Source organism: Haloarcula sp. 1CSR25-25 (assembly GCF_032027985.1).
Taxonomy (GTDB): Archaea; Halobacteriota; Halobacteria; order Halobacteriales; family Haloarculaceae; genus Haloarcula.
The window spans coordinates 147,251-170,364 of sequence record NZ_JAHYBW010000002.1; the positions used below are offsets into that span (position 1 = coordinate 147,251).

A 23,114-nucleotide genomic window follows, 5' to 3' on the forward strand; every position below is an offset into this window, starting at 1 on the left:
GTGTTTTATTATATATCTCCTAATCAGGGACCGACGGCGAACGCGCCCGGGTCATACTGGAACCGCGTGCGGTAGGCCGCCCACTCGTCGAGTTCCTCCAGACGGTATCTGCTGAACGACGGGTTCCGGACCAGCTCCAGTTCCGCGAGGCGTTCCCGAACGGGGTCGAAAAGAGACGCCCAGTCGCGGTCTCTGAGGGATTCGTCCGGGCCGTCCTCGCCCGCGGCGAACGTCAGCCCGTCGTCGGTTCGCTCGATAGTCCCGTACTGGTAGCGGGTCCAGACCGTGTACTCCCCGAACGGAACGGTCTCAGTGTGTGGGGGCGGCCGACGGTACTGCGCCTGGAACCGCTGGTGTGTCTCGTCGCCGCCCAACAGCACGCCACGGGAGACGGTCTTAGATTTTCCTGCGGGTTACAGACAGCGCGGACGTCCGACTCAAACCAACACGCGGTCGAGTTCGACGACGAGGCCGCCGTCGGCGTCCGGGTCGCCGACGAGCGTCCCGAGACAGACCGCAGCGCCGTCGGGCGTGACACAGACGACCTGGGAATCTGTCTCGGGCGTCGCTTCGCCCACTTCGGCCGGCCCGGCTTCGATAACGCCTGGCGCGTACACCGGCGCGCCCTCGGCGACTTCGCGGGCGGCACTCGGTGCAATCGTGACCCGCGGCAGGTGGACCAGCGCGCGCTCTGCCGGCTGGATAATCTCGCGCACCCGTGCCTCGTCACCCTCGTCGGTAAAGGCCAGCGCGTCGACGAGGTCGTGCATCGTCGACAGCGACGTGTCGTCGAAGGTGCCGGTCGCCGTCCGGCGGAGGTCGCCCATGTGTGCGCCGGTTCCCGCCGCCAGCCCGATGTCGTGACACAGCTTCCGGATGTAGGTGCCCGAAGCGCACCGGACTCGCAGGAGCAGCCGGCGCTCGCCCTGTTCGAGGATGTCCAGCGAGTGAATCCGGCGGGCGCGTAGCTGGCGCTTCACCGCGCTCTTCCGGGGCGGCTTCTGGTAGACCTCGGTCTCGAACTCGGCGACGACGGCCCCAATGTCGGCCGGGGCCTGGTCGTGGAGTTCGAGCACGGTGACGTACTCCTTGACGGCGTCGTCGAACACCTGCGCCATCCGGGCGGCGTCGCCGAGCAACACGGGCAGACAGCCGGTCACTTTCGGGTCGAGCGTCCCGCCGTGGGCGACCCGGTCCTGGTCGGTGGCGTCGCGAATCCAGGCCGCGACCTGGTGAGCCGAGGGGCCCGGCGGCTTGTCGAGGTTCACGACGCCGAAGGAGCGAAGCGAATCGAGGTCGCGGTCGTCGGGCGAGGCACGGAGCGTCATCGGCTCAGAACTCGTACCGGATGTTCTCGACCGGTGCTTTCCCTTCGTCGCCGTCGGGGCTGTACGATTCGACGGCGTGAAGGGTCACGCTCAGGACCCCCTGTGGGTCCCAGCGGGCGGTGTTGACCGACAGGTCGTAGATAGAGAGGTCGTCGAACTCGATGTCGTAGTAGTCGCTGTAGCGCTGGGCCTCGCTGTCGCCGCGCTCACGCGTCTCGGTCTTGGCCTGCTCGAAGGGCTTGTTCTCCCGCGTTGCGATGCGGTCGGCGCGCACGTCCAGCGGCGCGGTCAGCCACAGTTTCATGTCGGCGTACTCGCCCGCCATCCAGCCGGCGAGACGGGACTCCAGCACGAGGTCGTCGCGTTCCGCGGCGATGTCCCGCAGCCGGCGGTCCAGGTCGCGGTCTATCTGGGCGTCCTCCTCGGCGGCCTTGTTCAGTTCGAGCGGTGTCATCCCGCGCTCCTCGGCCAGCGAGCGGAAGATGTCGCCGCCGCTGACGTGCTCGTAGCTCAGGGCGTCGGCCAGGCTCTTGGCAAGCGTGCTCTTGCCGCTGCCGGCCGGGCCGGAGACGGTAATCAACATAGAGGTGTTCGGGGGGCCCCGATAGAAAGGGCTGTCTCTTCGCGCTTACCCGGTCGGCGTCGTCTCGACGTTGAGCGCCTTCCGGATGATCTGGGTGAAGGAGAGCGAACAGAGGAAGTACCAGACAATCCACGCCTGGATCGGGCCGGCGACGCCGTTGCGCCACGCTTCAACCTCCCCGAAGATGGGGAGCGTAATCACCGGGCTCGCCTCGACGCCGGCTCCGAAGACAATCCAGTAGAGCCAGAGGAACAGCGGGATGTTGACCAGCATGATCCACACCATCGGGCGGAACTGCTGTTTGAACATCCCCATCTGGTCGGTCATCAGCTCCATCTGCTCGTCTTCGAGGCGGTCCAGCGCCTCCTGGTCGTCGCGTTCCTTTGCGGCTTTGCGGCGCTCTTTCAGGTCCTCCATCTTCTCCTGGTGGTCGCCCATCCCCGACATGTCCATGAGGTTGTCCTGCAGAATCGTCGAGGTGGTCCCGGTGATAATCGCAAGCACCAGGATGACGACGTAGAACGGCAGCATGTCGTTGAGCGGTCCGAGGAAGATGTCGATGAAATCGCCCGCGATAACGTCGCGGACCGATGTCAACGAGTAGCCGGCAAAGAGGCCGAGCGTCCCGAGGCCGGCGAGCTTGTCCCACTTCGACCAGCCGCTGTCGCCGTCATCGTCGCTCGGGGCCGCGTCGGACTCTTCGAGCGCCTCGCGGACGCCCTCGGGGTCGTCGATGACGAACCCCTCGCCGTCGGCGTCGATGAGCAGGCCGGACTCGATGAGCCGGCCCCACTCGCCGCTCGTGAGGTCGTCGCTCACGTCGCTCCAGGTGACGGTCCCGTTCTCTTCGGCCGCAGCGAGCACCGTCGAGAGCGCGTCGGTCATTGCCTCGCCGTCCTCGGCGAGTCGTTCTACCTTCGGCGCGGTACGTGCCATTGTGTGTGTTTGAGGTGCGACGGCATATCAACGTTTTACTCTGACTGTCTCGCCTGCATCGGCCTCGAACGGCAGTCCTGTCCAGGTTCAGGCCGTGTGTGCGTCGACGGCGTCCTGGATGTCGCTCCAGACGGCGTCGAGGGACTGCTCCCCGTCGACGGCGACGAAGTCCTCGCGGTCGTCGTAGTGGTCGATGACCGGCGCGGTGTTCTCGTCGAACACGTCCAGTCGGTTGCGGACGGATTCCTCGTTGTCGTCCTCGCGGTGGATGAGGTCGCCGCCACACTCGTCACAGACGCCCTCCGCCTCGGGCGGGTTGAAGTCGACGTGGAAGTTCGCGCCACAGTCGTCACAGACACGCCGGCCCGTGAGTCGGTCGACCAGTTCCTCGCGAGAGACGGAAAGCGAGAGGATTACGTCGAGGTCGGTCATCCCCTCCAGTTGCTCGGCCTGGTCGAGATTGCGCGGATAGCCGTCGAGGACGAACCCGTCGGCCTGCGAGAGCGCCTCCTCGACGATGGCGTTGACCACCGCGTCAGGCACGAGGTCGCCCGCTTCCATGTACTCGCGGGGCGTGTCGTACTCGGTGTCCATGTCGCTGATGTCCATGTCCTTGTTCGCCCGGAGCGCGTCGCCCGTCGTGACGTGTTCGACGCCGTACTCCTCGGCGAGGTTGGCACTCTGGGTTCCTTTGCCGGCTCCCGGCGGCCCGAGAATCAGGATTCGCGGATTCGACATGGACAGGGTTTCTAAGGGGTCCGTTAAATGGTTGTCCAAATCCCGCCAGCGAGTCGCACTGCCGCCACCCAAAGGAGTGTAGGCGTCCCGGGCCAACACCGGGTAATGCTCGAACCCGGAGCGCCAGCCCCCGAAATCAGCGCACAGAACCAGTTCGGCGACACCGTCTCGCCTGACTTCGAGGAGCCGACGGTCGTGTACTTCTATCCAGAGGACTTCACCGGCGGCTGTACCATCGAGGCCCGCGACTTCCAGGAACACCTCCCGCAGTTCCGCGAGGGCGGCATCACCGTCTACGGCGTCTCGATGGACGACGTGGCGACCCACGAGGAGTTCGCCGAGTCGGAGGGCCTGCTGTACGACCTGCTGGCCGACCCCGACGGGACCGTGGCCGAGGCGTTCGGCCTGGACACGAGCAGCGGCCGGACGGACCGCCGGACGTTCGTGCTGGCCGACGGCGAAGTCAAATCCGTCTACGACCCGGACCGTTCGGACCCGAAAGGACACGCCGAGGACGTACTGCGTGACGTTCGCAACGAGTACGTCCAGGGCGGCTAGACGGCCGTAGTTCGCTGTGTCGTCGTGAACGCAATGGGCCCTGGTCGGCTACTGATTCGACAACCGCGATGGATGTGACTGAAAGGGGCCCGTTGGCTGTTCAAGACCGTACCGACGCCGGAGTACCGAACGCTGGTCTCAGAACACTTCCGCGCCACGACCGATACGCGTCTGGTACACGCGGGCGTCGACGCCGCGCTCGCCGAAGGCGTCGAGCATCGTGCTCGCAATCTGCCGGCGGTCCGCCTCGGCACAGGCGGCGATGACCGTCGGGCCGGCCCCGGAGATGGTGACACCGGTCGCGCCGGCCGCCAGGGCGGCCTCGCGGACCTGTTCGTAGCCGTCGATGAGCTTCGCGCGGGCCGGCGTCACGACGGTGTCGTGCATCCCCTGACCGACGAGTTCGGGGTCGTCGCGGTGCATCCCCGTCGTCAGGGACGCGGCGTTGCCGACCGTCTCTATCAGCTGGTCGACGCGGGCGGTCTTGGGGACGACGTTGCGCGCGTCCCGCGTGGAGACGACGATGTCGGGGAGACACGCGACGAGGGGGATGTCCGCGTCGACCTGCGTGACGCCCTGCTCGGTCGCGATGGTGAACCCGCCCATGATTGAGGGGGCGACGTTGTCGTCGTGGGCGTCCCCGGAGACGACGGCCTCGCCCTTGGCGGCGATGGGAACCAGCTCCTCGCGGGAGTAGCCGCGGTCGTACAGTTCGTTCAGCCCGACGGCCGCCGCGGCGGCGCTGGCCGCGGAGGAGCCCAGCCCAGACGCGGGACGGACGCCCTTGTCTATCTGAATGCGCGCCGGCGCATCCAGCGCGTCAGCGACCGCGCCGACGGTGTTCTTGTCGGGGTCCTCCGGGATGTACTGGCTGCCAGCGCCGGTCATCTCGATGGTGACCCGGTCGGCCTTCTCCAGACGGACGACGTCGGCCGGACGCTCCAGTGCGACGCCGAACACGTCGAAGCCGCTCCCGAGGTTCGCACTGGTAGCCGGCGCCCGGACTGTCAGCATGCCTGCGAATTTCAGCAGTGTAGGCAAAAAGGTAGCGAACCGACACCGGGACCCCCCTCGACAACGCGCTCATGCTGCCGCTTGGCTCACACGGCGTGATGGCGATCGCGTCACACGGCGACACCGTCCCCACGGGGGACAGGCGATACGCCGCGATTCTCCCACAGACGACGCAGGTGGCCCTCGACTAGGCCGAACGCGAGCGAGAACTCCGCCAGAGCCACAGCTCGGTCCAGCGACGCCGCGAACAGGTCGAGTTCTTCCGGGCTCTCGCCCGACTACACCGCCGGCCGATTCGGCATCTACTCCGTCTCGGTCATGATGGAACTGTACAGCGGGACGTTCTGGTTCGAAGACAACCACCCCACGGACAGTCGCCGTCCTGGAATTCGGGCGGGCGGCGACGGTCAGACAGACGGAGCACGACCCTCAGTGTGCTGGCGACAACGGGACGGCGGCGACCGAAGCGCAAACTAAATCCCACAACCGCTGATAGGTCGGGGTATGATTGGCGTCGTCGGCGGCGGTATCGCCGGCCTCTCGGCAGCGTACCGGCTCCAGCAACGTGGTCACGAGGTACGCGTCTTCGAGGCGAGCGAGGACCTCGGGGGCCTGGCAGCGACCTACGAGACGGCCGGGGACCCCATCGAGAAGTTCTACCACCACCTCTCGAAGTCCGAGGAGACAATCGTCGAACTCGCCGAGGAACTTGGCCTCGGGGACGCCGTCGAGTGGCACATCGGGAAGAACGCCTACTACGTCGACGGCGTCGTCCACCCGATGGACAAGCCCTGGGAGATTCTCTCCTACCCCCATCTCTCCCTGTACGACACGTTCCGGCTGGGGATGCTCGTCCTCGATATCGACGTTCGGGGCGGTGTCCCCTCCTTCGACACCTACGAGCGACTGGAGGACTTCGAGGACGTCCCCATCGAGGAGTTCGTCGTCGAACACACCACGCGGGGCGTCTACGAGAACTTCTTCGAGCCGCTGCTCGACGCGAAGTTCGGCGACCGGAAAGCCGACGTGAGCGCCGCGTGGCTGCTCGGGCGGGTCAAGTTCCGCGGCGAGCGGGACATCCTGAACGGCGAGATTCTGGGCTACTTCGACGGCGGCTTCGGGCGCCTGCTCGATGCGCTGGTCGACGCCGTCGGCCGTGACAACATCGCTACGGGCACGCGTGTGACTGATATCGATACGAGCGGCGGGGCAGTCTCGTCGCTGACGGCCGCCGACGGAACCGGGACGGCGGTTCACGAGGTCGACGACGTCGTCGTCGCGACGATGCCGAACGTGCTGGAGGCCCTGACCGGCTACACCTGCGACATCGACTTCCAGGGGACGGTGTGTTCGGTCATCAGCATGGAGGAGTCCCTGCTGGATACGTACTGGCTGAACATCGCCGACGACGCCCCCTTCGGCGCGCTCATCGAACACACGAACTTCGTCTCCCCACAGCGGTACGGCGGCGAGCATCTGCTGTACGTCGCTCGGTACGTTCAGGACGAATCCGAAGCCATCTGGGGACAGACCGACGACGAGGTCGCCGAGACGTGGCTGGAAGGTATCGAATCGCTCTTCCCCGAGTTCGACCGGGACGCCGTCAACTGGATTCGGACCGGCCGCAACCCCCGGACTGCGCCGGTCTACGAGCGCGGGTATCTGGACATGGTCATCCCCTACGACCTGGGCGACGCCGTCGCGGACGGGCTCTACTACGCCGGCATGGCCTCGCGTGCGCAGTACCCGGAGCGCTCGCTCAACGGCGGTATCGTCGCGGGCTTCGAGTGCGCCGACCGGATTGCCCGCGACCCGGCAGCGGCGACGGACTCCGAGTCACCGCTCCCCGAAGCCCGCCGCTGAGCGTCTTCTGTCGGACTGAGCGTTCTATCGGCCCGGCCACACGTCGGCCGAGTCGCTGTGGTCGCTGGTGCGGCCGAGAACACGCGACCGCCGTTCGACTCAGTCGCCGGCCGCGTTCTCCACGTCGTCCTCGTCAATGACCGGTGCGTCGGCCGGGCTCACGTCGTCTGGCTCCTCGCGGCCGCCACCGACGATCATCTCGCCGTCCTCGGTTTCGACGTAGACGTCGTCGGCGAAGCCACCGACGGCGTGGGGGTGTTCCGGCTCGTCAAGTCTCTCCGGCGTCGACGGCGCGTCGGCGATACCACCGGCCGGGCGGAACGTCCCGAGCGGGTCCGAGATGGTGATGCCGTGCGTATCGAAGAAGTCCGCGTACCGCTCGTGGTGGGCCTCGAGTTCGTCGGCCGGGAACTCCATCATCTCCGTCCAGCCGTGGTTGTAGAAGTCGAAGTTGGCCTGGATGTGGGTTATCTCCCGGGCCTCGGCCTCCGAGTAATCTGCCTCGAGCGCGGCCACGTAGGTGTCCATCGTGGCGTCGAAGAAGTCGTCGAGGTGGTCACGCCGTTCCTCCCGGTGGGCCTCGTCGGCCTTCCCGAGGAAGATCTTGGTGTGCAGTTTCACCAGCCCGTAGTTGGCCACCGACCGGACGCCGGGCGTGGTCAGCGCCTTCTTGCTCGCCCAGTGGCGCGGGTTCTGGTAGATTTTCATTTCAGTCACGAATACGGGCCCCAGCGTCTTCAAATCCCCGACTTTCGGCGTCTGCTACGGGATTCAGCGCGCTATCGCAAACGATACGCAGATAGCAATCCACATTAAGCCTCATTTCGTATCGGCCGTACATGAGCACGTCGCACGTAATCATCGGTGACGGTATTGCGGGTGCGTCCGCAGCCGAGACAATCCGGGAAGCGGACCCGGACGCGTCGGTCACAGTCCTGACCGACGAGGGGGAGGCACTGTACAACCGGATCCTCATCAAGGAGTTCGCCAAGGGGAAGCTGCCGGAAGCGCCGATCTCGATCCACGAGCCGGAGTGGTACGACGAGCGCGACATCGACCTGCAACTGAACACCCACGTGACGGCCATCGACCCCGATGCCCACGAGATCCAGACCCACGAGGGCGACACCTACGAGTACGACAAGCTGCTGGTGGCCACGGGTGGGACGCCGGCACAGCTGCCGGTCGAGAACAGCGACGCCGACGGCGTCCACCACTTCTGGACGTTCCAGGACGCGCGTGGCATCCGTGAGCACGCCGACGAGTCCGACCAGGGTATCATCGTCGGCGCGGGCCTGCTCGGTATTGACCTCGCGGCGGTCTGTGCCGCCCAGGGAATCGACGCGAAGTACCTGATGCGTGGCAACCGCTGGTGGCGCTACGCGCTCTCGGAGGACGGCGCGGAGATCATCCACGAGGCACTCGAAGAGAACGGCGTCGAACCCGTCTTCGAGTCCGGCGTCGACCACTTCGAGGTCGACGACGACGGCTCGGTCACCGGTGCAGTCGACCCCGACGGCAACCACTACGACGGCGAGTGGGCCGGCGTCGCCATCGGTCTGAACTTCAACACCGAGTTCCTCAACGGGACCGGGCTCGAACTCGACGACGGGGTCGTCGTCGACGAGTACATGCAGACCAACCTCGACGACATCTACGCCGCGGGCGACCTCACCCAGTTCTACGACACCATCCTGAACTCCCAGGCGCAAAACGGCGCGTGGGGCTCGGCCAAGGAGCAGGGGTCGGTCGCCGGGACGAACATGGTCGCAGACGCCGAGGAGCGGGAGTTCCGCTGGGTCTCCTCGTACTCCATCACGCACTTTGATTTCCCGTTCCTCTCTTTTGGCCACCCGACTCGCGGCGACGACGAGGCCGAACGGAAGTACTCCGACAGCGAGTGGCGACGGCTCGCCTTCGAGAACGGGCAGCTCATCGGCGGCGTGCTGATCGGCGACCTCTCACAGCAGTCGACGTTCAAGAAGCTCATCCGCCAGGAGCGCCAGGTCGCAGACAAGAAGGAACTCCTGCTGGAGAAGCAAGTCGACCTCGAAGAAGTGAAAGCACAGACGCCTGCGCCGGCCGAATAGGACCCGCCGACACCGATGTCTTAGACGCTGCGGACGACACCGATGTTTTTAGACGCTTCGAACGTAGCACCGCGCATGCGTGACGCCCTCTCCCGTCTGCTGACCTGGCTTTCCCGTCGTAACGGTCAGTCGGGCGAGACAGACGTGGCAGCCGATGACAGCGGTGGCTTCGCCGGCTCGCTGCTCGACGCGTCGGTCAACCGCGGCCACGGCCAGGGCGACCCACAGGCCGCAAGCGAGATAGCCGCGATGCGAGCAGAGGCCGACCGACTCGCCGAGCAGGACCAGCACCGCGAGCGGTGAGTGCCCGCGGGAGAACGACGCTCTTTTTTCGGCCTAAAGCGGAGAGTCGCGTATGGATGGCGGCAGCGGCGACATGACACTCGCGTTCGACCTCGACGCCCTCAAGCAACTGGCCTACCCGGACAGCGTCTTCAACGACGCGCGCCAGTGGTCGGAGTACGTCGGCGTCATCTCGGAACAGCCCACCTACGTCGTGACCAACTTCACCCGGAAACACCGGATTCGACAGGACTTCTTCTCCGGGCCGCGCGGCCGCGAGGAGAGCCTCGAAAACGTCAAAGAGCAGTTCGACACCGACCGGCACGTCTTCGTCGGCGCTGACGACGAGGACGCCGCCCTCGCCGAGACGGCGGGCTGGGAGTATCTCCCCGTGACACAGGCCGCCGAAGCGGCCGGCTGGGACCTCGGTGAACCGGAGACGCCCGACGCGGCGACCGACGAGGACGAGGAGCGCGACGACTGGCCGTAGCCTTCGTCAGACGTCGCCTTGCGGAGTGTGGTCACGACACAGCGTTTCAATCAGTTTTATATCTCAGCCGTCAGGGCTGGCATATATGGCCCTCCAAATCGGCCGTGCCTTCCAAGACGGTATCGACGAACTACTCAGCGAACGCGGGGCGCTGTTTGCCGGCGCGTTCATCGTGTATGGATTGCTCAGCTCTGTCGTCTGGGCGTCGCTCTCGCGGGCTTTCACGGAACTGTTTCTGGAACAACTGCCGAACGAGGCACAGGTCAGTCAGGCAGCGATGGCCGCCAGTAACCCACTGGCACTCGACATCCCGCTCGCCGTTGCCGCCGTCGGTGCGCTCGTGCTGTATGTCGTCAGCGAGGCGCTGAACATCGTCGCAATCCGAGCCTTTGCCAGCGGTGACCGTGACCCGATTCCTGACGACGTGAGCCGACGGCTCGGCAAGACGGTCGCTGTCACGATTGCCGCTGCGATACTTACGGGAATCGCGACTGCCATCGGCTTCATTCTGCTGATTATCCCCGGCATCGTCCTTGCCGTCCTCTTTTTCTTCGTGCGTCAGGAGATCGCGCTGAACGACAGCGGTATCCTCGAGTCTATCAGTAACAGCATCGGCCTCGTTAGCGATAACCTCCTGACAACTGCCGTTCTGGCTATTGTTCTGGTCGTCATCGGGCTTGTCGTCGGGTTCGTGTTCCAGGCACTCCCGCTCCCGCTGCCGGCGCTGGCACTGACGACAATCACTACTGCTGTCTCCGGAATCGTCACCGTATTCAGCATCGCCGTGACGACCGTGGCGTATCTGCAGGTGACTGAACCCGAATACGGAGCGGACACGGTCGCCGGTCTCTGACCGGTCCGATACTCGTATCGCGGCCTTTAACCCCGCGAGCGACCAATCACGGGCAATGGCTGAACCGCGCGTGCCCGGCGGGCGCGAGTCCGAACTCGAACTGGCCTGTGGCGAACGCGTCGACACGCATGACCTCCATCTGGGTATGCGGGAGTTCGCGTGTGATTGCGGGACGACACACGCCGTCGTGCTCGACCCGCATCCGCTGGCACGCTTCGTTCCGGAGTTTCTCACCGAGGTGCTGCACGCGACCATCGAGACCAACGACGACTACGAGGAGTTCACCACCGTCCACCTGATGGGCGTCGTCATGGAGGAGTTCCCGGACAAGGTCGTCGCCGCCGACACCAGCGAGGACGGGTCGGTCGGCTTCTCGCTTGCGTGGGTGAGCGACTTCGACTCCCGCCGCCTCCACGAGATCGTCGTCGAACTGCTGGTGGAACTGATGGAACACGCTATCAGTCACGCCGAGGACGACGACGTGATGGCGGAGTTCGAGGAGCAGATGCTCCAGTTCGACGTCGACGCGTTCGTCGAGCAGTACCGCGACGAGCGGAACTTCGACGGGCGGTCCGACACCGCTATCTGACACGGACCTGGCCCCGAGTACTTAGTTGGGCTGGCTCGCACACCCACGTATGGCGGGTCGCGTCGCGGTCGTGCTCTTGCTTCTGGTTTTTGCGGGCTGTGGAGCCTTCGGCGGGGCGGAGCGACAGACTGTGACACCAGTCCCGGTCCCCGAGGGGGCCCAGGACGACCGGGTCGAACCCGCCGTGGCCGAGGGCGCCGTCGATGCCAGGCGACTCGCGGCGGCCCACCGCCGCGCGACCCGGAACCGCTCGTACGTGCTGGGGATGCGACTGTCGCTGGAGTGGGGCACGCAGCTCGTCTCGCTCGTCGTCGAGGACAGGTATCGCTACCAGTATCGGACGGAAATCGTCGACCAGCAGTACACGAAGCGGGTGTACGCTACCGGGGACCGACGCTATATCCACGACGAGCGAGCGGAGGGGGCCTGGACCGCGACGAGGCAACCGACCCCGGTCAGCGAGCGACTCGACCCGGACCCCGCTCGACTCGTCGAAGCCTATCTCGCGACGAACGTCAGCGTCGAGCGACCCAGAGACGACTGCGATAGCTGTCGGGTGACACTCACGGCCACGGACCCGCCGGCGGCGTTCGAACCGGCCGACAATTACAGCGTCCGGGCGACTGTCCGGCCGGACGGCCTCGTCCAGTCGCTCACCGTCTCGTACTGGGACCGCTCCAGGAACGCCCCGGTCAGATACGAGGTCCGGTACTCCGCAGTCGGCACCACGACCGTCTCCCGACCGGCGTGGGTCCGACAGCGCTGGGGGAACGCGACAGACAGCGGCCCCGCACTGTCCGACAGCCACTGACCGACGCCGTCGGCTGATTTCCCGAAATCCGCCGTCTGACTGCTGTCTGACGGTGTTATATGATGGATGCGGTGCTGTACCTGTGTATGGCTATGCGCGAGGGAGAGTTCGAGCGCATCCTGACGGTGCTCGAAGAAGCCGACGTCGACGGCACATTGACGGCCCGCGAGATCTGTGACCTGCTCGAGGAACACGACGAGGCGTTCGGAAGCGCCCACCGTGTCGCGACCGTCCTCGGTCGCCGTGCCCAGTCCGGCGAGATAGAGGTCATCCAGGGCCAGCCCTACCGGTATCGCGTACCCGACCGCGACGGCTGACCGTTCTCGGCGCTGTTGCCGCCCGATACGAGCTTGCACTCCGGAGTGAGACACCCCACCGTGTGACGCCCACACATTACGATATTCGAAATTAGGCTTCGAGCTTCGCATTGTTTCGCCGGGCTTATTACGATGTGTAGACTCCGCTCGTACAATGACAGCGGACGAGGACCGTACAATCCTGCTCATCGGCAGCGGACCGATCAAGATCGGACAGGCGGCCGAGTTCGACTACTCCGGCGCACAGGCGTGTCGCGCCCTCCAGGAAGAGGGTGCCCGCGTCGTGCTCGTGAACTCGAACCCGGCGACGATTATGACTGACCCGGAGATGGCGGACAAGGTGTACCTCGAACCCATCAACACCGAAGCCATCTCGGAGATTATCCGGAAGGAAGACCCCGACGGCGTCATCGCCGGCCTGGGCGGCCAGACCGGCCTCAACGTCACGGCAGAACTCGCCGAGGAGGGCGTCCTCGAGGAGTACGACGTGGACGTGATGGGGACGCCACTGGACACCATCTACGCGACGGAGGACCGCGACCTGTTCAAACAGCGGATGGAGGACATCGGCGAACCGGTGCCGCGCTCGACGACCATCACCCTCGAGGAGGGCGAGTCGGTCACCGACTTGGACGAGGAGTCGCTCGTAGACCGCGTCGAAGCGGCCGTCGACGAGGTCGGCGGGCTCCCCGTCATCGCCCGCACCACCTACACGCTGGGTGGCTCCGGCTCCGGCGTCGTCGACGAGATGGACGAACTCATCGAGCGGGTCCGCAAGGGCCTGCGCCTCTCGCGCAATAACGAGGTGCTCATCACCGAGTCCATCTCCGGGTGGGTCGAACTCGAATACGAGGTGATGCGTGACGCCGACGACTCCTGTATCATCATCTGCAACATGGAGAACATCGACCCGATGGGTATCCACACCGGGGAGTCGACCGTCGTCACCCCGTCACAGGTCATCCCCGACGAGGGCCACCAGGAGATGCGCGACTCCGCGCTGAAGGTCATCCGCGAACTCGGCATCGAGGGCGGCTGTAACATCCAGCACGCCTGGCGCGACGACGGCACGCCCGGCGGCGAGTACCGCGTGGTCGAGGTGAACCCGCGCGTCTCCCGCTCCTCGGCGCTGGCCTCGAAGGCGACCGGCTATCCGATCGCCCGCGTCACCGCGAAGGTCGCGCTCGGCAAGCGCCTCCACGAGATCGAAAACGAGATTACCGGCGAGACGACCGCCGCCTTCGAGCCGGCCATCGACTACGTGGTGACGAAGGTCCCGCGCTGGCCGATCGACAAGTTCCGCGACACGGAGTTCGAACTCTCGACGGCGATGAAATCCACCGGCGAGGCGATGTCCATCGGCCGGACCTTCCCCGAGAGCCTGCTGAAGGCGCTTCGCTCCTCTGAGTACAACCCGGCCGCCGATTTCAACGATATCGACGACGAGACACTCGAGACGGAGTACCTCGAAAAGCCCACGCCGGACCGCCCGTACGCGATGTTCGAGGCGTTCTGCCGCGGCTACACCGTCGAGGACGTCGTCGAGATCACCGACATCAAGGCGTGGTACGTCGAGCGGTTCAAAGAGGTCGCCGACGCCGCCGACGCCGCCCGCGAGGGCGACTACGAGACCGCCGCACAGGCCGGCTTCACCGACCAGGAGATAACCGCGCTCGCCGGCGGCGAGTTCAACGACACGCACGTCTCCTGGCTCCCGGCGGACCTGGACGAGGACGGCGGCGACGAGCCGGAGGTCGAGGCTGCTACGGACGGCTCTGGTGTCACTGTCGACGCCGTCGAGACGGACACGACCGACCGCGACTTCAAGCTCGTCGACACCTGCGCCGGCGAGTTCGAGGCGACGACGCCGTACTACTACTCGACGCGGGACCCGGTGTCGGGAATCGACCGCAACGAACTCCAGATCGACCCCGACCTGGAGAGCGTCGTGGTCGTCGGCGGCGGCCCCATCCGCATCGGACAGGGCGTGGAGTTCGACTACTGTTCGGTCCACGCGGTCCGCGCGCTGGAGGACATGGGCATCGACGCCCACGTCGTCAACAACAACCCCGAGACGGTGTCGACCGACTACGATACCTCCGACGGGCTGTTCTTCGAACCGGTCACCGCCGAGGAGGTCGCCGACGTCATCGAGGCGACCGAAGCCGACGGCGTGATGGTCCAGTTCGGCGGCCAGACCTCCGTCGACATCGGCCACCCGCTCGAACAGGAACTCGAGCGCCGCGACCTCGACTGTGAGATCATGGGGACCTCCGTCGACGCGATGGACCTCGCCGAGGACCGCGACCGGTTCAACAAGCTGATGGACGAACTCGACATCTCACAGGCCGAGGGCGGCTCCGCGACGTCCCAGGCGGAGGCGCTGGACCTGGCCCACGACATCGGCTACCCCGTCCTCGTGCGCCCGAGCTACGTGCTCGGCGGCCGTGCGATGGACGTGGTGTACAACGACGAGGACCTGGAAACGTACATCGAGGAGGCCGTCCGCGTGAGCCCGGACAAGCCGATTCTCGTCGACGAGTTCCTCGCCGACGCCGTCGAACTCGACGTCGACGCCGTGGCCGACGAGGACGACGTCCTCATCGGCGGCGTGATGGAACACGTCGAGACGGCGGGTATCCACTCGGGCGACTCCGCCTGTATGATTCCGCCCCGCTCTCAGGAAATCAAGGACGTGATGCCGCGCATCCGCGAGGTCGTCGAGGACATCGCCGACGCGCTCGACACGGTCGGCCTGCTGAACGTCCAGTTGGCTGTCCGTGACGGCGAGGTGTTCGTCCTCGAGGCGAACCCGCGGTCGTCCCGTACCGTCCCGTTCATCTCCAAGACCGCCGGCGTCCCGATCGCGAAGGTCGCCGCCAAGGTGATGTCCGGCGCGACGCTGGCTGACCTGGACGTCAAGGAGCAGATTCCCGAGCAGGTCTCGGTCAAGGAGGTCGTCCTGCCCTTCGACCGCCTGCCGGGTTCGGACCCGCGTCTCGGCCCGGAGATGAAATCCACCGGCGAGGTCATGGGGACCGCCGGTTCCTTCGGCAAGGCCTACCAGAAGGCCCAGATGGCCGTCGGCAAACCGATTCCGCTCGAGGGCACGGCCATCGTCGACCTGCCGATTCTCGGCTTCGAGGAGCACTTCGACGTGCAGGACTTCGACGACTACGAGGACACCGACGCCATCATCGACGCCATCCAGAGCGGCAAGGTCGACCTCGTCCTCTCCCGCGACCGCGACGTGCTGGAAGCCTGCGTCGAGGAGACCGTGACGTACTTCTCGACCCACGAGAGCGCCGAGGCGGCGCTGGAAGCTATCAACTCCGCCGACCAGCCACTCGCCGTCCAGGCCATCGACGAACGGCCGAAGACCCAGCGCGAGTGGGGCGCCGAGTAACGCGACCGCTCGTCCTCGGGACCGGGTCGTCGACTGCGGTGTGACCCGGTCCCGTCACTCGAACGAATCGGCAGAAATACGTATTCATCGAACACACCCACCGATAGGTCATGGCCGATGTCGTACGTGTTCTACACGTGGAGGACGACCCCGAGTTCACGTCGGTGACGAAGGAGTTTCTCAGCCGTATCGACGACCGGTTCGACGTGGTCACAGCGACATCGGCGACCGACGGGCTCGCTCGGCTCAGCGAGGAGCCCGTCGACTGCGTCGTCTCCGACTTCGATATGCCCGGGAGCGACGGCATCGAGTTTCTGGAGTCAGTCCGGGCCGTCGATGAAGACCTCCCGTTCATCCTCTTTACCGGCAAAGGTTCAGAGGAGGTGGCCAGCGAGGCGATTTCGGCCGGCGTGACCGACTACCTCCAGAAACAGCAGGGAACCGAACAGTACACGATTCTGGCCAACCGCATCACCAACGCGGTCGAGCAGTACCGGTCACAGCGGGCGCTGGATGCGAGCCGGGAGCGCCTCTCGCTGTTTATCGATAAGTCACCGCTCGGCGTCATCGAGTGGGACGAGTCCCTCGAAATCGTCCAGGTCAACGAGAGAGGCGAGGAGATCCTGCGGCGCGCGGAAGCGGAGCTGGTCGGGAAGGGCCTCGATACGCTCGTCCCGGAGTCGGGTCTGGATGCGGCCGAAGAGACCATCACCGCCCTCCGGGAAGACACCGGCGGCTACAACGCGGTCCTCGACATCGAGACCGGCGACGGCGAACAGATAGTCTGCGAGTGGCACAACCGTATCATCCGTGACGACGGAGAGATTGTCGCCATCTTCTCGCAGTTCCAGGAGATAACCGCGCGCCGGCAGCGACAGCAGCGCATCGAGGCGCTGCACGACACGACCCGGGACCTGATGCACGCCGAATCGCGTGCAGACGTCGCCGAACTGGTCGTCGAAACCGCGCGCGACCTGCTCGGGCTGCCGCTCAGTGCCGTCTTTCTGGCCGACGAGTCGGCCGACCGCCTCGAACCGACCGCGATGACCGACCGGGCGCGGACGGTCATCGACGAGCACCCGACGTTCACCGAGGGCGACAGCCTCGTCTGGGAGGTGTTCGACTCGGGCGACCAGCGGGTCTTCGATGACGTCTCCAGCCATCCCGACCGCTACAACCCAGACACCGACGTCAGTAGCGAGATACTGCTCCCACTGGGCGACCACGGCGTGCTGGTCGCCGCATCGACCGACACCGCCGCGGTCGAGGACACGTCGGTCTCGCTGTTGCGAACGCTCGCCGCCAACACCGAGGAAGCCCTGTCCAGACTCGACCGGGAGCGAGAGCTCAGAACGCTTACCGACCGTCACGAACTCGCGCTCGAAAGTGCCGAACTCGGCGTCTGGGACTGGAACGTCCGGACGGACGAGGTCACCTTCGACGAGCGCTGGGCCGACATGCTCGGCTACTCGCTCGAGGACCTCGACCCGACAGTCGAAACCTGGGAGGGGCTGATCCATCCCGAGGACCGCGAGCGGACCCACGAGGCGCTGAACGCCCACCTCGACGGTGAGACGGACATATACGAATGCGACCACCGGCTCAAGACGGCGACCGGCGACTACCGGTGGATACGCGACATCGGCAAGGTGTTCGAACGTGACGAGAACGGCGACCCGCTCCGCGCGGTCGGAATCCACCAGGACGTGACCGAGCACAAGGAGCGAAAGCGGGACCTCGAAGACACGAGCCGGAAGCTCCAGGCCGTCCTCGACACGGCGCCGACGGCAATCCTGATGAAAGACACCGACAGTCGCTTTCTCTTCGTCAACAATGCGGCCCGTGACATACTGGGGCTCGCGCCCGACGAGTCGGTCGTCGGGATGACGGATTACGACCTCCTCCCGGACCACGCCGCGGACCAGACCCACGCCGCCGACCAGCGTGCGCTCGAGACGAGAGACACGGTCGAGGTCGAGGAGGTGATTCCCGTCGACGGAACGGACCGGACGTATCTGACGCGGAAGACGCCGATACTCGACGACGACGGCGAGCCCTACGCCGTCTGTGCCGTTGCGACCGACATCACCGAACAGAAACGGCGCGAGCGGGAGTTGGCCCGCGTCACCGACGAGTACGAGGCGGTGTTCGAGAACACGAACGACGCCATCGCGCTCGTTTCGGTCGAGGGCCCGCCCGAGGACCCGACCTTCCGATACGTCCGGACCAACGAGGCCTACGAACGACAGACTGGTCTCGACAGCGAGTCACTGACCGGCCAGACTCCAGTCGAGGCTATCGGCCCGGAAACCGGCAGTCGAATCGCCGCCCACTACGAGCGGTGTGTCACCGCCGGCGACACAATCACGTTCGAAGAACGTGACCGCCACCCCACCGGCGTCTGGGAGACCCAGATAACGCCGATCTCCGCTGACGGGGAGATAACTCGGCTCGTCGCCATCTCCCGGGATATCACCGACCGCATCGAGTACCGCGAGAAACTGGAGCGGCAGAACGACCGGCTCGAAGAGTTCGCGAGCATCGTCAGCCACGACCTCCGGAACCCGATCAGCGTCCTCGAAGGCTCGCTCATGCTCGCCAGAGACACCGGCAACGACGAGCAGTTCGACCGCTGCTATCACGCGATAGACCGCATGAAAGAGCTCATCGAGGACCTTCTGACCCTGGCCCGCGAGGGGGACGCTGTCTCCGATGCGGAGCCGCTCGACCTCGAATCGACCGCGCTGTCCTGCTGGCAGGCCGTCGAGACGTCCGACGCCACCCTCGAAGTCACTGCCGAGAGTACGATTTACGCCGACGAGAGCCGGGTTCGCCAGCTCCTCGAGAACCTCATCAGCAACGCCGTGACACACGGCGGCCCGGCCGTCACCGTCGAAATCGGTGATATCGGTGACTCGGGGTTCTACGTCGCCGACGACGGCGTCGGCATCCCGCCGGAGCAACGCGAGACGGTGTTCGAAAGCGGCTACACCACTTCCGACGGTGGAACCGGGTTCGGCCTCGCCATCGTCAAGGAGATCGCGGTAGCACACGACTGGTCCGTGTCCGTGACCGAGAGCGACGCCGGCGGTGCACGGTTCGAGTTCGCGGGCGTCGAGCAGGAGCGCTGAAAGGGTCGGGCTCCGATGGCTGTCGGTCAGTCATCTGCCCCCCCCAGTTTCGGAAAAAATTTCGACGAAACATCACTCGGAAAGAGTAGAGACGCACATATTCGCGTAGCTCGCTCCGAACCGCGCTCCCTCACGGGTCGTTGCTCCCCGCTCGGATGTGCGGAGCCGCGTCACTCCGTTCAGCGGCTCCCCGCTCACGGCTCGCTATCGCTCACCGTTCGCGTTTTCGAGAGCCGCTCCTTTCACTCGCGTCCCTCGCTCTCCTCACGGTTCGTTACCACTCACCGTTCGGAAGTCCGGGGACCTCCCTACGGTCGGGGTCCCCTACTCCCCCGCCATCCCTAACACATCATCGAAGAAGCCCAGCGAATCGTGCGGGCCGGGGTTGGCTTCCGGGTGGTACTGTCGCGTGATGATGTTCAGGTCGTCGTTTTCCAGCCCTTCCGGCGTGTCGTCGTTGACGTTGACCTGGGTCACGTCGAGTTTGTCGCCGGGATTGGCGACGGTGTACCCGTGGTTCTGGGTCGTCATCACGACCTGGTTGGAGCGCAGGTCACGGACCGGCTGGTTCACGCCGCGATGGCCGAACTCCATCTTCTCGGTCTCGCCGCCGAGCGCGTTGGCGACGACCTGCTGGCCGAGACAGATGCCCGCGAGCGGCACGTCGCCGACGTAGGTCTCGACGAGGTCGCCGGCCTGTTCGAAGTTCTCGGGGTCGCCGGGGCCGTTCGAGATGAACAGCAGGTCCGGGTCGACGGCCGCCACGTCGTCCTCGCTGGCGTCGTACGGGAAGACGTGGACCACGGCGTCGCGTTCGACGAGCGAGGAGACGATCGAGCCCTTCGCCCCGCAGTCGACCAGCGCGACCGTCGCGCCGTCGCCGCCCTCGTTGTGGACCTCCACGTCGTCGACGGAAACCTGCGCGCCGATGTCGGTGTGGTCGGACATGTGCTTGCACTCGTGGAGTTCGTCGAGCGCGTCCTGCTCTGTCACGTCCGGCCCGGCGGCGATACCGCATTTCATCGCCCCCTCGTCGCGGATTTCGGTGACGATGTCGCGCGTGTCGAGGTGATCGACTGCGGGAACGCCCTCCGATTCGAGCCACTCGGCCACGTCGTCGGTCATCTCGCGGGCCACCGCCGCGCGCGGGTGGACGCGGTCCGACTCGAAGCGTTCCTCCCGGACGCCGTAGTTCCCGATCAGCGGATAGGAGAACGTCAGGACCTGCTCCTCGTAGGATGGGTCGGTGAGGCTCTCCTCGTAACCGGTGTACGCCGTCGTAAATACCAGTTCGCCACGGGCCGTTCCGGGAGCGCGAGCGCGCGCTTCGATGACGCGGTCACCCTCTATCGCCACGTATGCATCAGCCATTACGAGATGCGTATACTATAGTCGGTCATAAGGATTGCTTTCGAAGACGAGTTTCGAATTTCGTAATCCTCAAGTCACGACCGGTGATACTGTCACATCTCGATGGACGACCTCGACAGAGAGATACTCTCGATACTCCGACGGGACGCTCGGACCCCGTACACGGAAATCGCGGACCGAGTCGGAACGTCGGAAGGGACCGTTCGGAACCGCGTCGACCGACTGGTCGACGACGGCGTCATCGAACGCTTCACCGTCGCCACGCGGACCGGCAACGTGAAAGCGATGGTCGAGGTCAGCGTCGACGTGAACGTCGACACGGCCGAGGTCTCGGACCGCATCGCCGAGTGGCAGGAGGTCGACTTCGTCTGGCAGGTCTCCGGGGAGGAGGACATCGTCGTCGTCGTCGACGCCGCCGACACGGACGCGGTCAACGAACTCATCACGCAGGCGCGTGAGCTGGAGGAGGTCGTGGGCACGAAGACGCGGTTGATCCTGGACGAACGCGTCGGCTGAGCGACAGCGAAGCGACGCACAAAACCGAGAGTCTCCGAATGAGGGTAATTCTGAACGAGCGAGTTGGGTGGACCGGCTTCGGCGCGTCACGTGACCGCCGTGTGCATATCGTCGTCGCAATCGGTCCGCGTGGCTGACATTCATGGTCGTCGCCCTGGAACGGAGGGGTATGCAGGTCACGGACCCGTTTTCGGGGGACTTCGCCTCGACGTACGCGCAACTCGCGGAGGACGGCGCGGAGTTCCTTGTCGTCGGAGCGCTCCTCTATTTCTTGGGCCGGTTGCTCGTCGTCCCGGCTATCCGCTGGGGGCTGGAGCGGTCCAGAGTCGATAAGACGCTGGAAAGCGCGCTCGGAAGCGCCAGTCACCTTCTCGTCGTCATCCTCGCGGTGGTCGTCGCGGCGAGCGTCGCCGGGTTCCGGGGGACACTCGCGGGGTCGACGCTCGTTGCGGCCGGCGTGACGATCGCCGTCGGACTGGCCGCCCAGGACGTGCTCGGCAACTTCGTCTCCGGCGTGTTCATCGTCACCGACCCGGACCTGAACGTCGGCGACACGATAGAGTGGAACGGTAAGCGCGGCGTCGTCGTCGACATCGACCTCCGGGTGACACGCGTCCGGACGCCCGACAACGAGCGGGTCATCGTGCCGAACACCGACCTGGCGACGAGCGCGGTGACCAACCGGACCTCGACGGGCCCGATCGGCGTCTCGTATGACTTCGGCGTCGGCTACGACGCCGACCTCGACCAGGTGGAGGCCATCATCAGGAACGTCGCCCGCGACATCGACCACGTCGCCGAGAAGCCGGAACCTGTGGTCGGGGTCGACGCACTCGCCGACACCGCCGTCGTGGTGACCGGGCGGATATGGATTCCGAACAACCGCCGGAACAGATTACCCAGCGTCCACTCGGCGTTCGTCCGCGGCGTCCACGAGGCCTGTCGCGCCGAGGGCATCGACCTCAGCGAGACGACCCACCACGAACTCTCGGGCGACATCGGAGTCCACGACGGCCTCGGGGCGGCCGACGAGCGACCCGGGTGACCACCGCCCTACGGCGTCTGACTCCGTCTCGTCTGTGAGGCCGGCAGCGCCCGTACGTTTATATTCACACACAAGATGGTACGTACATGGACGAGAAACGGTTCGTTGTCGCCCTCTTCGGTCTCGTCGTCGCTGTCGTCGTCGGCGTCCTCGCGTATCAGTTCATCGCGGCCCTGACCGTCTCTGTGTTCCTCTATTACTCGACGCGCCGGTACTACCGTTCGCTGCGTCGCTTGCGCCTCCCAGCCCGGGTCCGTGCGGTCGTGGTCATGGCTTCGCTGGCGATTCCCCTCCTGTTGCTCGTCAGCTACGCGACGGTCCTCGTCATCGTCGAAGCCCGGCAGTTCGTCACCCAGTACGCGCTCATCGACGTGGCCGCGGCCCACGTCAACTGGCTGGACGGCGCGGAGTCGGTGCCGGACCTCACCGTCGAGGGGCTGTACAGCGCCTACCAGTCGGGGCAGCTCTCGCCGTTCGTCGACTTCCTCAGCGAGAACGCCATGGTGCTTACCGCGGTCGTCTCACAGTTCGCCCTCAATCTGTTCATCACGGTCATCGTCACGTACTACCTCCTGGTGGACGGGCGACGCATCCGCGGGTGGCTGCTCCGGTTCGACGACGGGGCCATCATCCGCGAGTACCTGGAGGCCGTCGACAAGGAGTTGGAGGCGGTGCTGTTCGGGAATCTCCTGAACGTGCTGGCGATCTCGCTCATCGCCATCGCCGCGTTCACCGGCTACAACGCCGTGGCACCGGCGGCTGTCGAGGTCCCGTATCCGACGCTCGCCGGCGCACTGACCGGTATCGCCAGCCTGATTCCCGTCGTCGGGATGAAAGTGGTCTACTTCCCGCTGACCGGCATCGCCTCGCTCCCGGTGATGCTCGACGGCCGGACCTCGCTGCTCGCGTACGTGCTCGGGTTCCTCCTGGTCGCGGTGGTCGTCGTCGACACGGTCCCGGACCTGCTGCTCCGGCCGCTGCTCAGCGGCGAGAGCACCCACGTGGGGCTCCTGATGCTCGCGTACACGCTCGGACCGGTCGTACTGGGGTTCTACGGGCTCTTTTTCGCCCCGATACTGCTCGTCGTCGGGCTGACGTTCGCGAACACGGCGCTGCCACGGCTGCTCGGTGCCAGCGAACCGGACGGCCTGTCGCCGGATCAGATGCGTCTCAGCGACTTTCGGTAGCGCCGC

The 23,114-nt window shown here is 65.7% G+C and carries 22 protein-coding genes; 14 read left to right on the top strand and 8 right to left on the bottom strand.

Features of this window, described 5'->3' with window-relative positions:
- Positions 1 to 23: 23 nt before the first annotated feature.
- The 5 genes from KZ498_RS05810 to KZ498_RS05830 all read right to left on the bottom strand — a co-directional run bounded on the left by KZ498_RS05810 (position 24) and on the right by KZ498_RS05830 (position 3,585).
- On the bottom strand, positions 24 to 374 hold the full coding sequence (locus tag KZ498_RS05810; RefSeq protein WP_312617597.1) for a hypothetical protein: 351 nt from the start codon (positions 372 to 374) through the stop codon (positions 24 to 26).
- Positions 375 to 437: 63 nt separating this feature from the next.
- Entirely contained in the window at positions 438 to 1,328 is an 891-nt protein-coding gene (locus tag KZ498_RS05815) for an RNA-guided pseudouridylation complex pseudouridine synthase subunit Cbf5 (RefSeq protein ID WP_312617599.1), read from the bottom strand.
- Positions 1,329 to 1,332: 4 nt separating this feature from the next.
- The gene (cmk, locus tag KZ498_RS05820; protein ID WP_312617601.1) at positions 1,333 to 1,911 is read right to left on the bottom strand and encodes a (d)CMP kinase; all 579 of its coding nucleotides are present in this window, start codon (positions 1,909 to 1,911) and stop codon (positions 1,333 to 1,335) included.
- 45 nt (positions 1,912 to 1,956) lie between these two features.
- Positions 1,957 to 2,847, bottom strand: coding sequence for a DUF106 domain-containing protein (locus KZ498_RS05825; protein ID WP_312617603.1), 891 nt, complete (start codon positions 2,845 to 2,847; stop codon positions 1,957 to 1,959).
- 87 nt (positions 2,848 to 2,934) lie between these two features.
- Entirely contained in the window at positions 2,935 to 3,585 is a 651-nt protein-coding gene (locus tag KZ498_RS05830) for an adenylate kinase (protein ID WP_312617605.1), read from the bottom strand.
- A gap of 105 nt (positions 3,586 to 3,690) precedes the next feature.
- On the opposite strand from KZ498_RS05830, the gene KZ498_RS05835 reads away from it, so the two are divergent.
- Positions 3,691 to 4,143: a peroxiredoxin gene (locus KZ498_RS05835; RefSeq protein ID WP_312617607.1), complete on the top strand. Its 453-nt coding sequence runs from the start codon at positions 3,691 to 3,693 to the stop codon at positions 4,141 to 4,143.
- Between the two features lie 138 nt (positions 4,144 to 4,281).
- Here the strand turns inward: KZ498_RS05835 and KZ498_RS05840 are convergent, their stop codons facing one another.
- Positions 4,282 to 5,157 carry a homoserine kinase gene (locus tag KZ498_RS05840; RefSeq protein WP_312617608.1) on the bottom strand — a complete coding sequence of 292 codons (876 nt, stop codon included), beginning with the start codon at positions 5,155 to 5,157 and terminating at the stop codon, positions 4,282 to 4,284.
- A 504-nt stretch (positions 5,158 to 5,661) separates the two neighbouring features.
- Here KZ498_RS05840 and KZ498_RS05845 point away from each other — a divergent pair.
- Positions 5,662 to 7,020 (top strand): NAD(P)/FAD-dependent oxidoreductase, encoded by a 1,359-nt coding sequence (locus KZ498_RS05845; protein ID WP_312617611.1) that lies wholly within the window; start codon positions 5,662 to 5,664, stop codon positions 7,018 to 7,020.
- 99 nt (positions 7,021 to 7,119) lie between these two features.
- Here the strand turns inward: KZ498_RS05845 and KZ498_RS05850 are convergent, their stop codons facing one another.
- Positions 7,120 to 7,728 (bottom strand): DUF6149 family protein, encoded by a 609-nt coding sequence (locus KZ498_RS05850; protein ID WP_312618501.1) that lies wholly within the window; start codon positions 7,726 to 7,728, stop codon positions 7,120 to 7,122.
- 131 nt (positions 7,729 to 7,859) lie between these two features.
- Between KZ498_RS05850 and KZ498_RS05855 the strand changes: the two genes are divergently transcribed.
- From KZ498_RS05855 to KZ498_RS05895, 9 genes are all read left to right on the top strand, one after another.
- Entirely contained in the window at positions 7,860 to 9,110 is a 1,251-nt protein-coding gene (locus tag KZ498_RS05855; RefSeq protein ID WP_312617612.1) for an FAD-dependent oxidoreductase, read from the top strand.
- Positions 9,111 to 9,185: 75 nt separating this feature from the next.
- Positions 9,186 to 9,413 (top strand): hypothetical protein, encoded by a 228-nt coding sequence (locus KZ498_RS05860; RefSeq protein WP_312617614.1) that lies wholly within the window; start codon positions 9,186 to 9,188, stop codon positions 9,411 to 9,413.
- 52 nt (positions 9,414 to 9,465) lie between these two features.
- Positions 9,466 to 9,882 carry a hypothetical protein gene (locus KZ498_RS05865; RefSeq protein WP_312617615.1) on the top strand — a complete coding sequence of 139 codons (417 nt, stop codon included), beginning with the start codon at positions 9,466 to 9,468 and terminating at the stop codon, positions 9,880 to 9,882.
- Positions 9,883 to 9,967: 85 nt separating this feature from the next.
- Complete coding sequence (locus KZ498_RS05870) at positions 9,968 to 10,735, top strand: hypothetical protein (RefSeq protein ID WP_312617617.1); 768 nt, start codon at positions 9,968 to 9,970, stop codon at positions 10,733 to 10,735.
- Positions 10,736 to 10,790: 55 nt separating this feature from the next.
- A complete protein-coding gene (locus KZ498_RS05875; protein ID WP_312617618.1) occupies positions 10,791 to 11,324 on the top strand; it encodes a DUF5815 family protein in 534 nt (177 codons plus the stop codon).
- Between the two features lie 49 nt (positions 11,325 to 11,373).
- Entirely contained in the window at positions 11,374 to 12,135 is a 762-nt protein-coding gene (locus tag KZ498_RS05880) for a hypothetical protein (RefSeq protein ID WP_312617619.1), read from the top strand.
- Between the two features lie 86 nt (positions 12,136 to 12,221).
- Positions 12,222 to 12,452, top strand: coding sequence for a hypothetical protein (locus tag KZ498_RS05885; protein ID WP_312617620.1), 231 nt, complete (start codon positions 12,222 to 12,224; stop codon positions 12,450 to 12,452).
- A 154-nt stretch (positions 12,453 to 12,606) separates the two neighbouring features.
- Positions 12,607 to 15,858 carry a carbamoyl-phosphate synthase large subunit gene (gene carB / locus KZ498_RS05890; RefSeq protein ID WP_312617621.1) on the top strand — a complete coding sequence of 1,084 codons (3,252 nt, stop codon included), beginning with the start codon at positions 12,607 to 12,609 and terminating at the stop codon, positions 15,856 to 15,858.
- Between the two features lie 110 nt (positions 15,859 to 15,968).
- Positions 15,969 to 18,989, top strand: coding sequence for a PAS domain S-box protein (locus KZ498_RS05895; RefSeq protein WP_312617623.1), 3,021 nt, complete (start codon positions 15,969 to 15,971; stop codon positions 18,987 to 18,989).
- Positions 18,990 to 19,313: 324 nt separating this feature from the next.
- Here KZ498_RS05895 and carA read toward each other — a convergent pair whose 3' ends face one another.
- Positions 19,314 to 20,360, bottom strand: coding sequence for a glutamine-hydrolyzing carbamoyl-phosphate synthase small subunit (gene carA / locus KZ498_RS05900; RefSeq protein WP_312617625.1), 1,047 nt, complete (start codon positions 20,358 to 20,360; stop codon positions 19,314 to 19,316).
- Between the two features lie 102 nt (positions 20,361 to 20,462).
- On the opposite strand from carA, the gene KZ498_RS05905 reads away from it, so the two are divergent.
- From KZ498_RS05905 to KZ498_RS05915, 3 genes are all read left to right on the top strand, one after another.
- Positions 20,463 to 20,876, top strand: coding sequence for an Lrp/AsnC family transcriptional regulator (locus KZ498_RS05905; RefSeq protein WP_312617627.1), 414 nt, complete (start codon positions 20,463 to 20,465; stop codon positions 20,874 to 20,876).
- 169 nt (positions 20,877 to 21,045) lie between these two features.
- Positions 21,046 to 21,921: a mechanosensitive ion channel family protein gene (locus tag KZ498_RS05910; protein WP_312617628.1), complete on the top strand. Its 876-nt coding sequence runs from the start codon at positions 21,046 to 21,048 to the stop codon at positions 21,919 to 21,921.
- Positions 21,922 to 22,007: 86 nt separating this feature from the next.
- Positions 22,008 to 23,108 (top strand): AI-2E family transporter, encoded by a 1,101-nt coding sequence (locus KZ498_RS05915; protein WP_312617629.1) that lies wholly within the window; start codon positions 22,008 to 22,010, stop codon positions 23,106 to 23,108.
- The last annotated feature ends 6 nt before the right edge of the window (positions 23,109 to 23,114 follow it).

Excerpts from the sequence above, each read along its gene's own strand:
- KZ498_RS05840 (WP_312617608.1), bottom strand. The coding sequence starts at position 5,157 with ATGCTGACAGTCCGGGCGCCGGCTACCAGTGCGAACCTCGGGAGCGGC.
- KZ498_RS05895 (WP_312617623.1), top strand. The coding sequence starts at position 15,969 with ATGGCCGATGTCGTACGTGTTCTACACGTGGAGGACGACCCCGAGTTC.
- KZ498_RS05850 (WP_312618501.1), bottom strand. The coding sequence starts at position 7,728 with ATGAAAATCTACCAGAACCCGCGCCACTGGGCGAGCAAGAAGGCGCTG.
- KZ498_RS05880 (WP_312617619.1), top strand. The coding sequence starts at position 11,374 with ATGGCGGGTCGCGTCGCGGTCGTGCTCTTGCTTCTGGTTTTTGCGGGC.
- KZ498_RS05865 (WP_312617615.1), top strand. The coding sequence starts at position 9,466 with ATGGATGGCGGCAGCGGCGACATGACACTCGCGTTCGACCTCGACGCC.
- KZ498_RS05835 (WP_312617607.1), top strand. The coding sequence starts at position 3,691 with ATGCTCGAACCCGGAGCGCCAGCCCCCGAAATCAGCGCACAGAACCAG.
- KZ498_RS05905 (WP_312617627.1), top strand. The coding sequence starts at position 20,463 with ATGGACGACCTCGACAGAGAGATACTCTCGATACTCCGACGGGACGCT.
- KZ498_RS05860 (WP_312617614.1), top strand. The coding sequence starts at position 9,186 with ATGCGTGACGCCCTCTCCCGTCTGCTGACCTGGCTTTCCCGTCGTAAC.
- KZ498_RS05875 (WP_312617618.1), top strand. The coding sequence starts at position 10,791 with ATGGCTGAACCGCGCGTGCCCGGCGGGCGCGAGTCCGAACTCGAACTG.
- KZ498_RS05825 (WP_312617603.1), bottom strand. The coding sequence starts at position 2,847 with ATGGCACGTACCGCGCCGAAGGTAGAACGACTCGCCGAGGACGGCGAG.
- cmk (WP_312617601.1), bottom strand. The coding sequence starts at position 1,911 with ATGTTGATTACCGTCTCCGGCCCGGCCGGCAGCGGCAAGAGCACGCTT.
- KZ498_RS05870 (WP_312617617.1), top strand. The coding sequence starts at position 9,968 with ATGGCCCTCCAAATCGGCCGTGCCTTCCAAGACGGTATCGACGAACTA.
- KZ498_RS05855 (WP_312617612.1), top strand. The coding sequence starts at position 7,860 with ATGAGCACGTCGCACGTAATCATCGGTGACGGTATTGCGGGTGCGTCC.
- KZ498_RS05910 (WP_312617628.1), top strand. The coding sequence starts at position 21,046 with ATGCAGGTCACGGACCCGTTTTCGGGGGACTTCGCCTCGACGTACGCG.
- carB (WP_312617621.1), top strand. The coding sequence starts at position 12,607 with ATGACAGCGGACGAGGACCGTACAATCCTGCTCATCGGCAGCGGACCG.
- carA (WP_312617625.1), bottom strand. The coding sequence starts at position 20,360 with ATGGCTGATGCATACGTGGCGATAGAGGGTGACCGCGTCATCGAAGCG.
- KZ498_RS05815 (WP_312617599.1), bottom strand. The coding sequence starts at position 1,328 with ATGACGCTCCGTGCCTCGCCCGACGACCGCGACCTCGATTCGCTTCGC.
- KZ498_RS05915 (WP_312617629.1), top strand. The coding sequence starts at position 22,008 with ATGGACGAGAAACGGTTCGTTGTCGCCCTCTTCGGTCTCGTCGTCGCT.
- KZ498_RS05830 (WP_312617605.1), bottom strand. The coding sequence starts at position 3,585 with ATGTCGAATCCGCGAATCCTGATTCTCGGGCCGCCGGGAGCCGGCAAA.
- KZ498_RS05885 (WP_312617620.1), top strand. The coding sequence starts at position 12,222 with ATGGCTATGCGCGAGGGAGAGTTCGAGCGCATCCTGACGGTGCTCGAA.
- KZ498_RS05845 (WP_312617611.1), top strand. The coding sequence starts at position 5,662 with ATGATTGGCGTCGTCGGCGGCGGTATCGCCGGCCTCTCGGCAGCGTAC.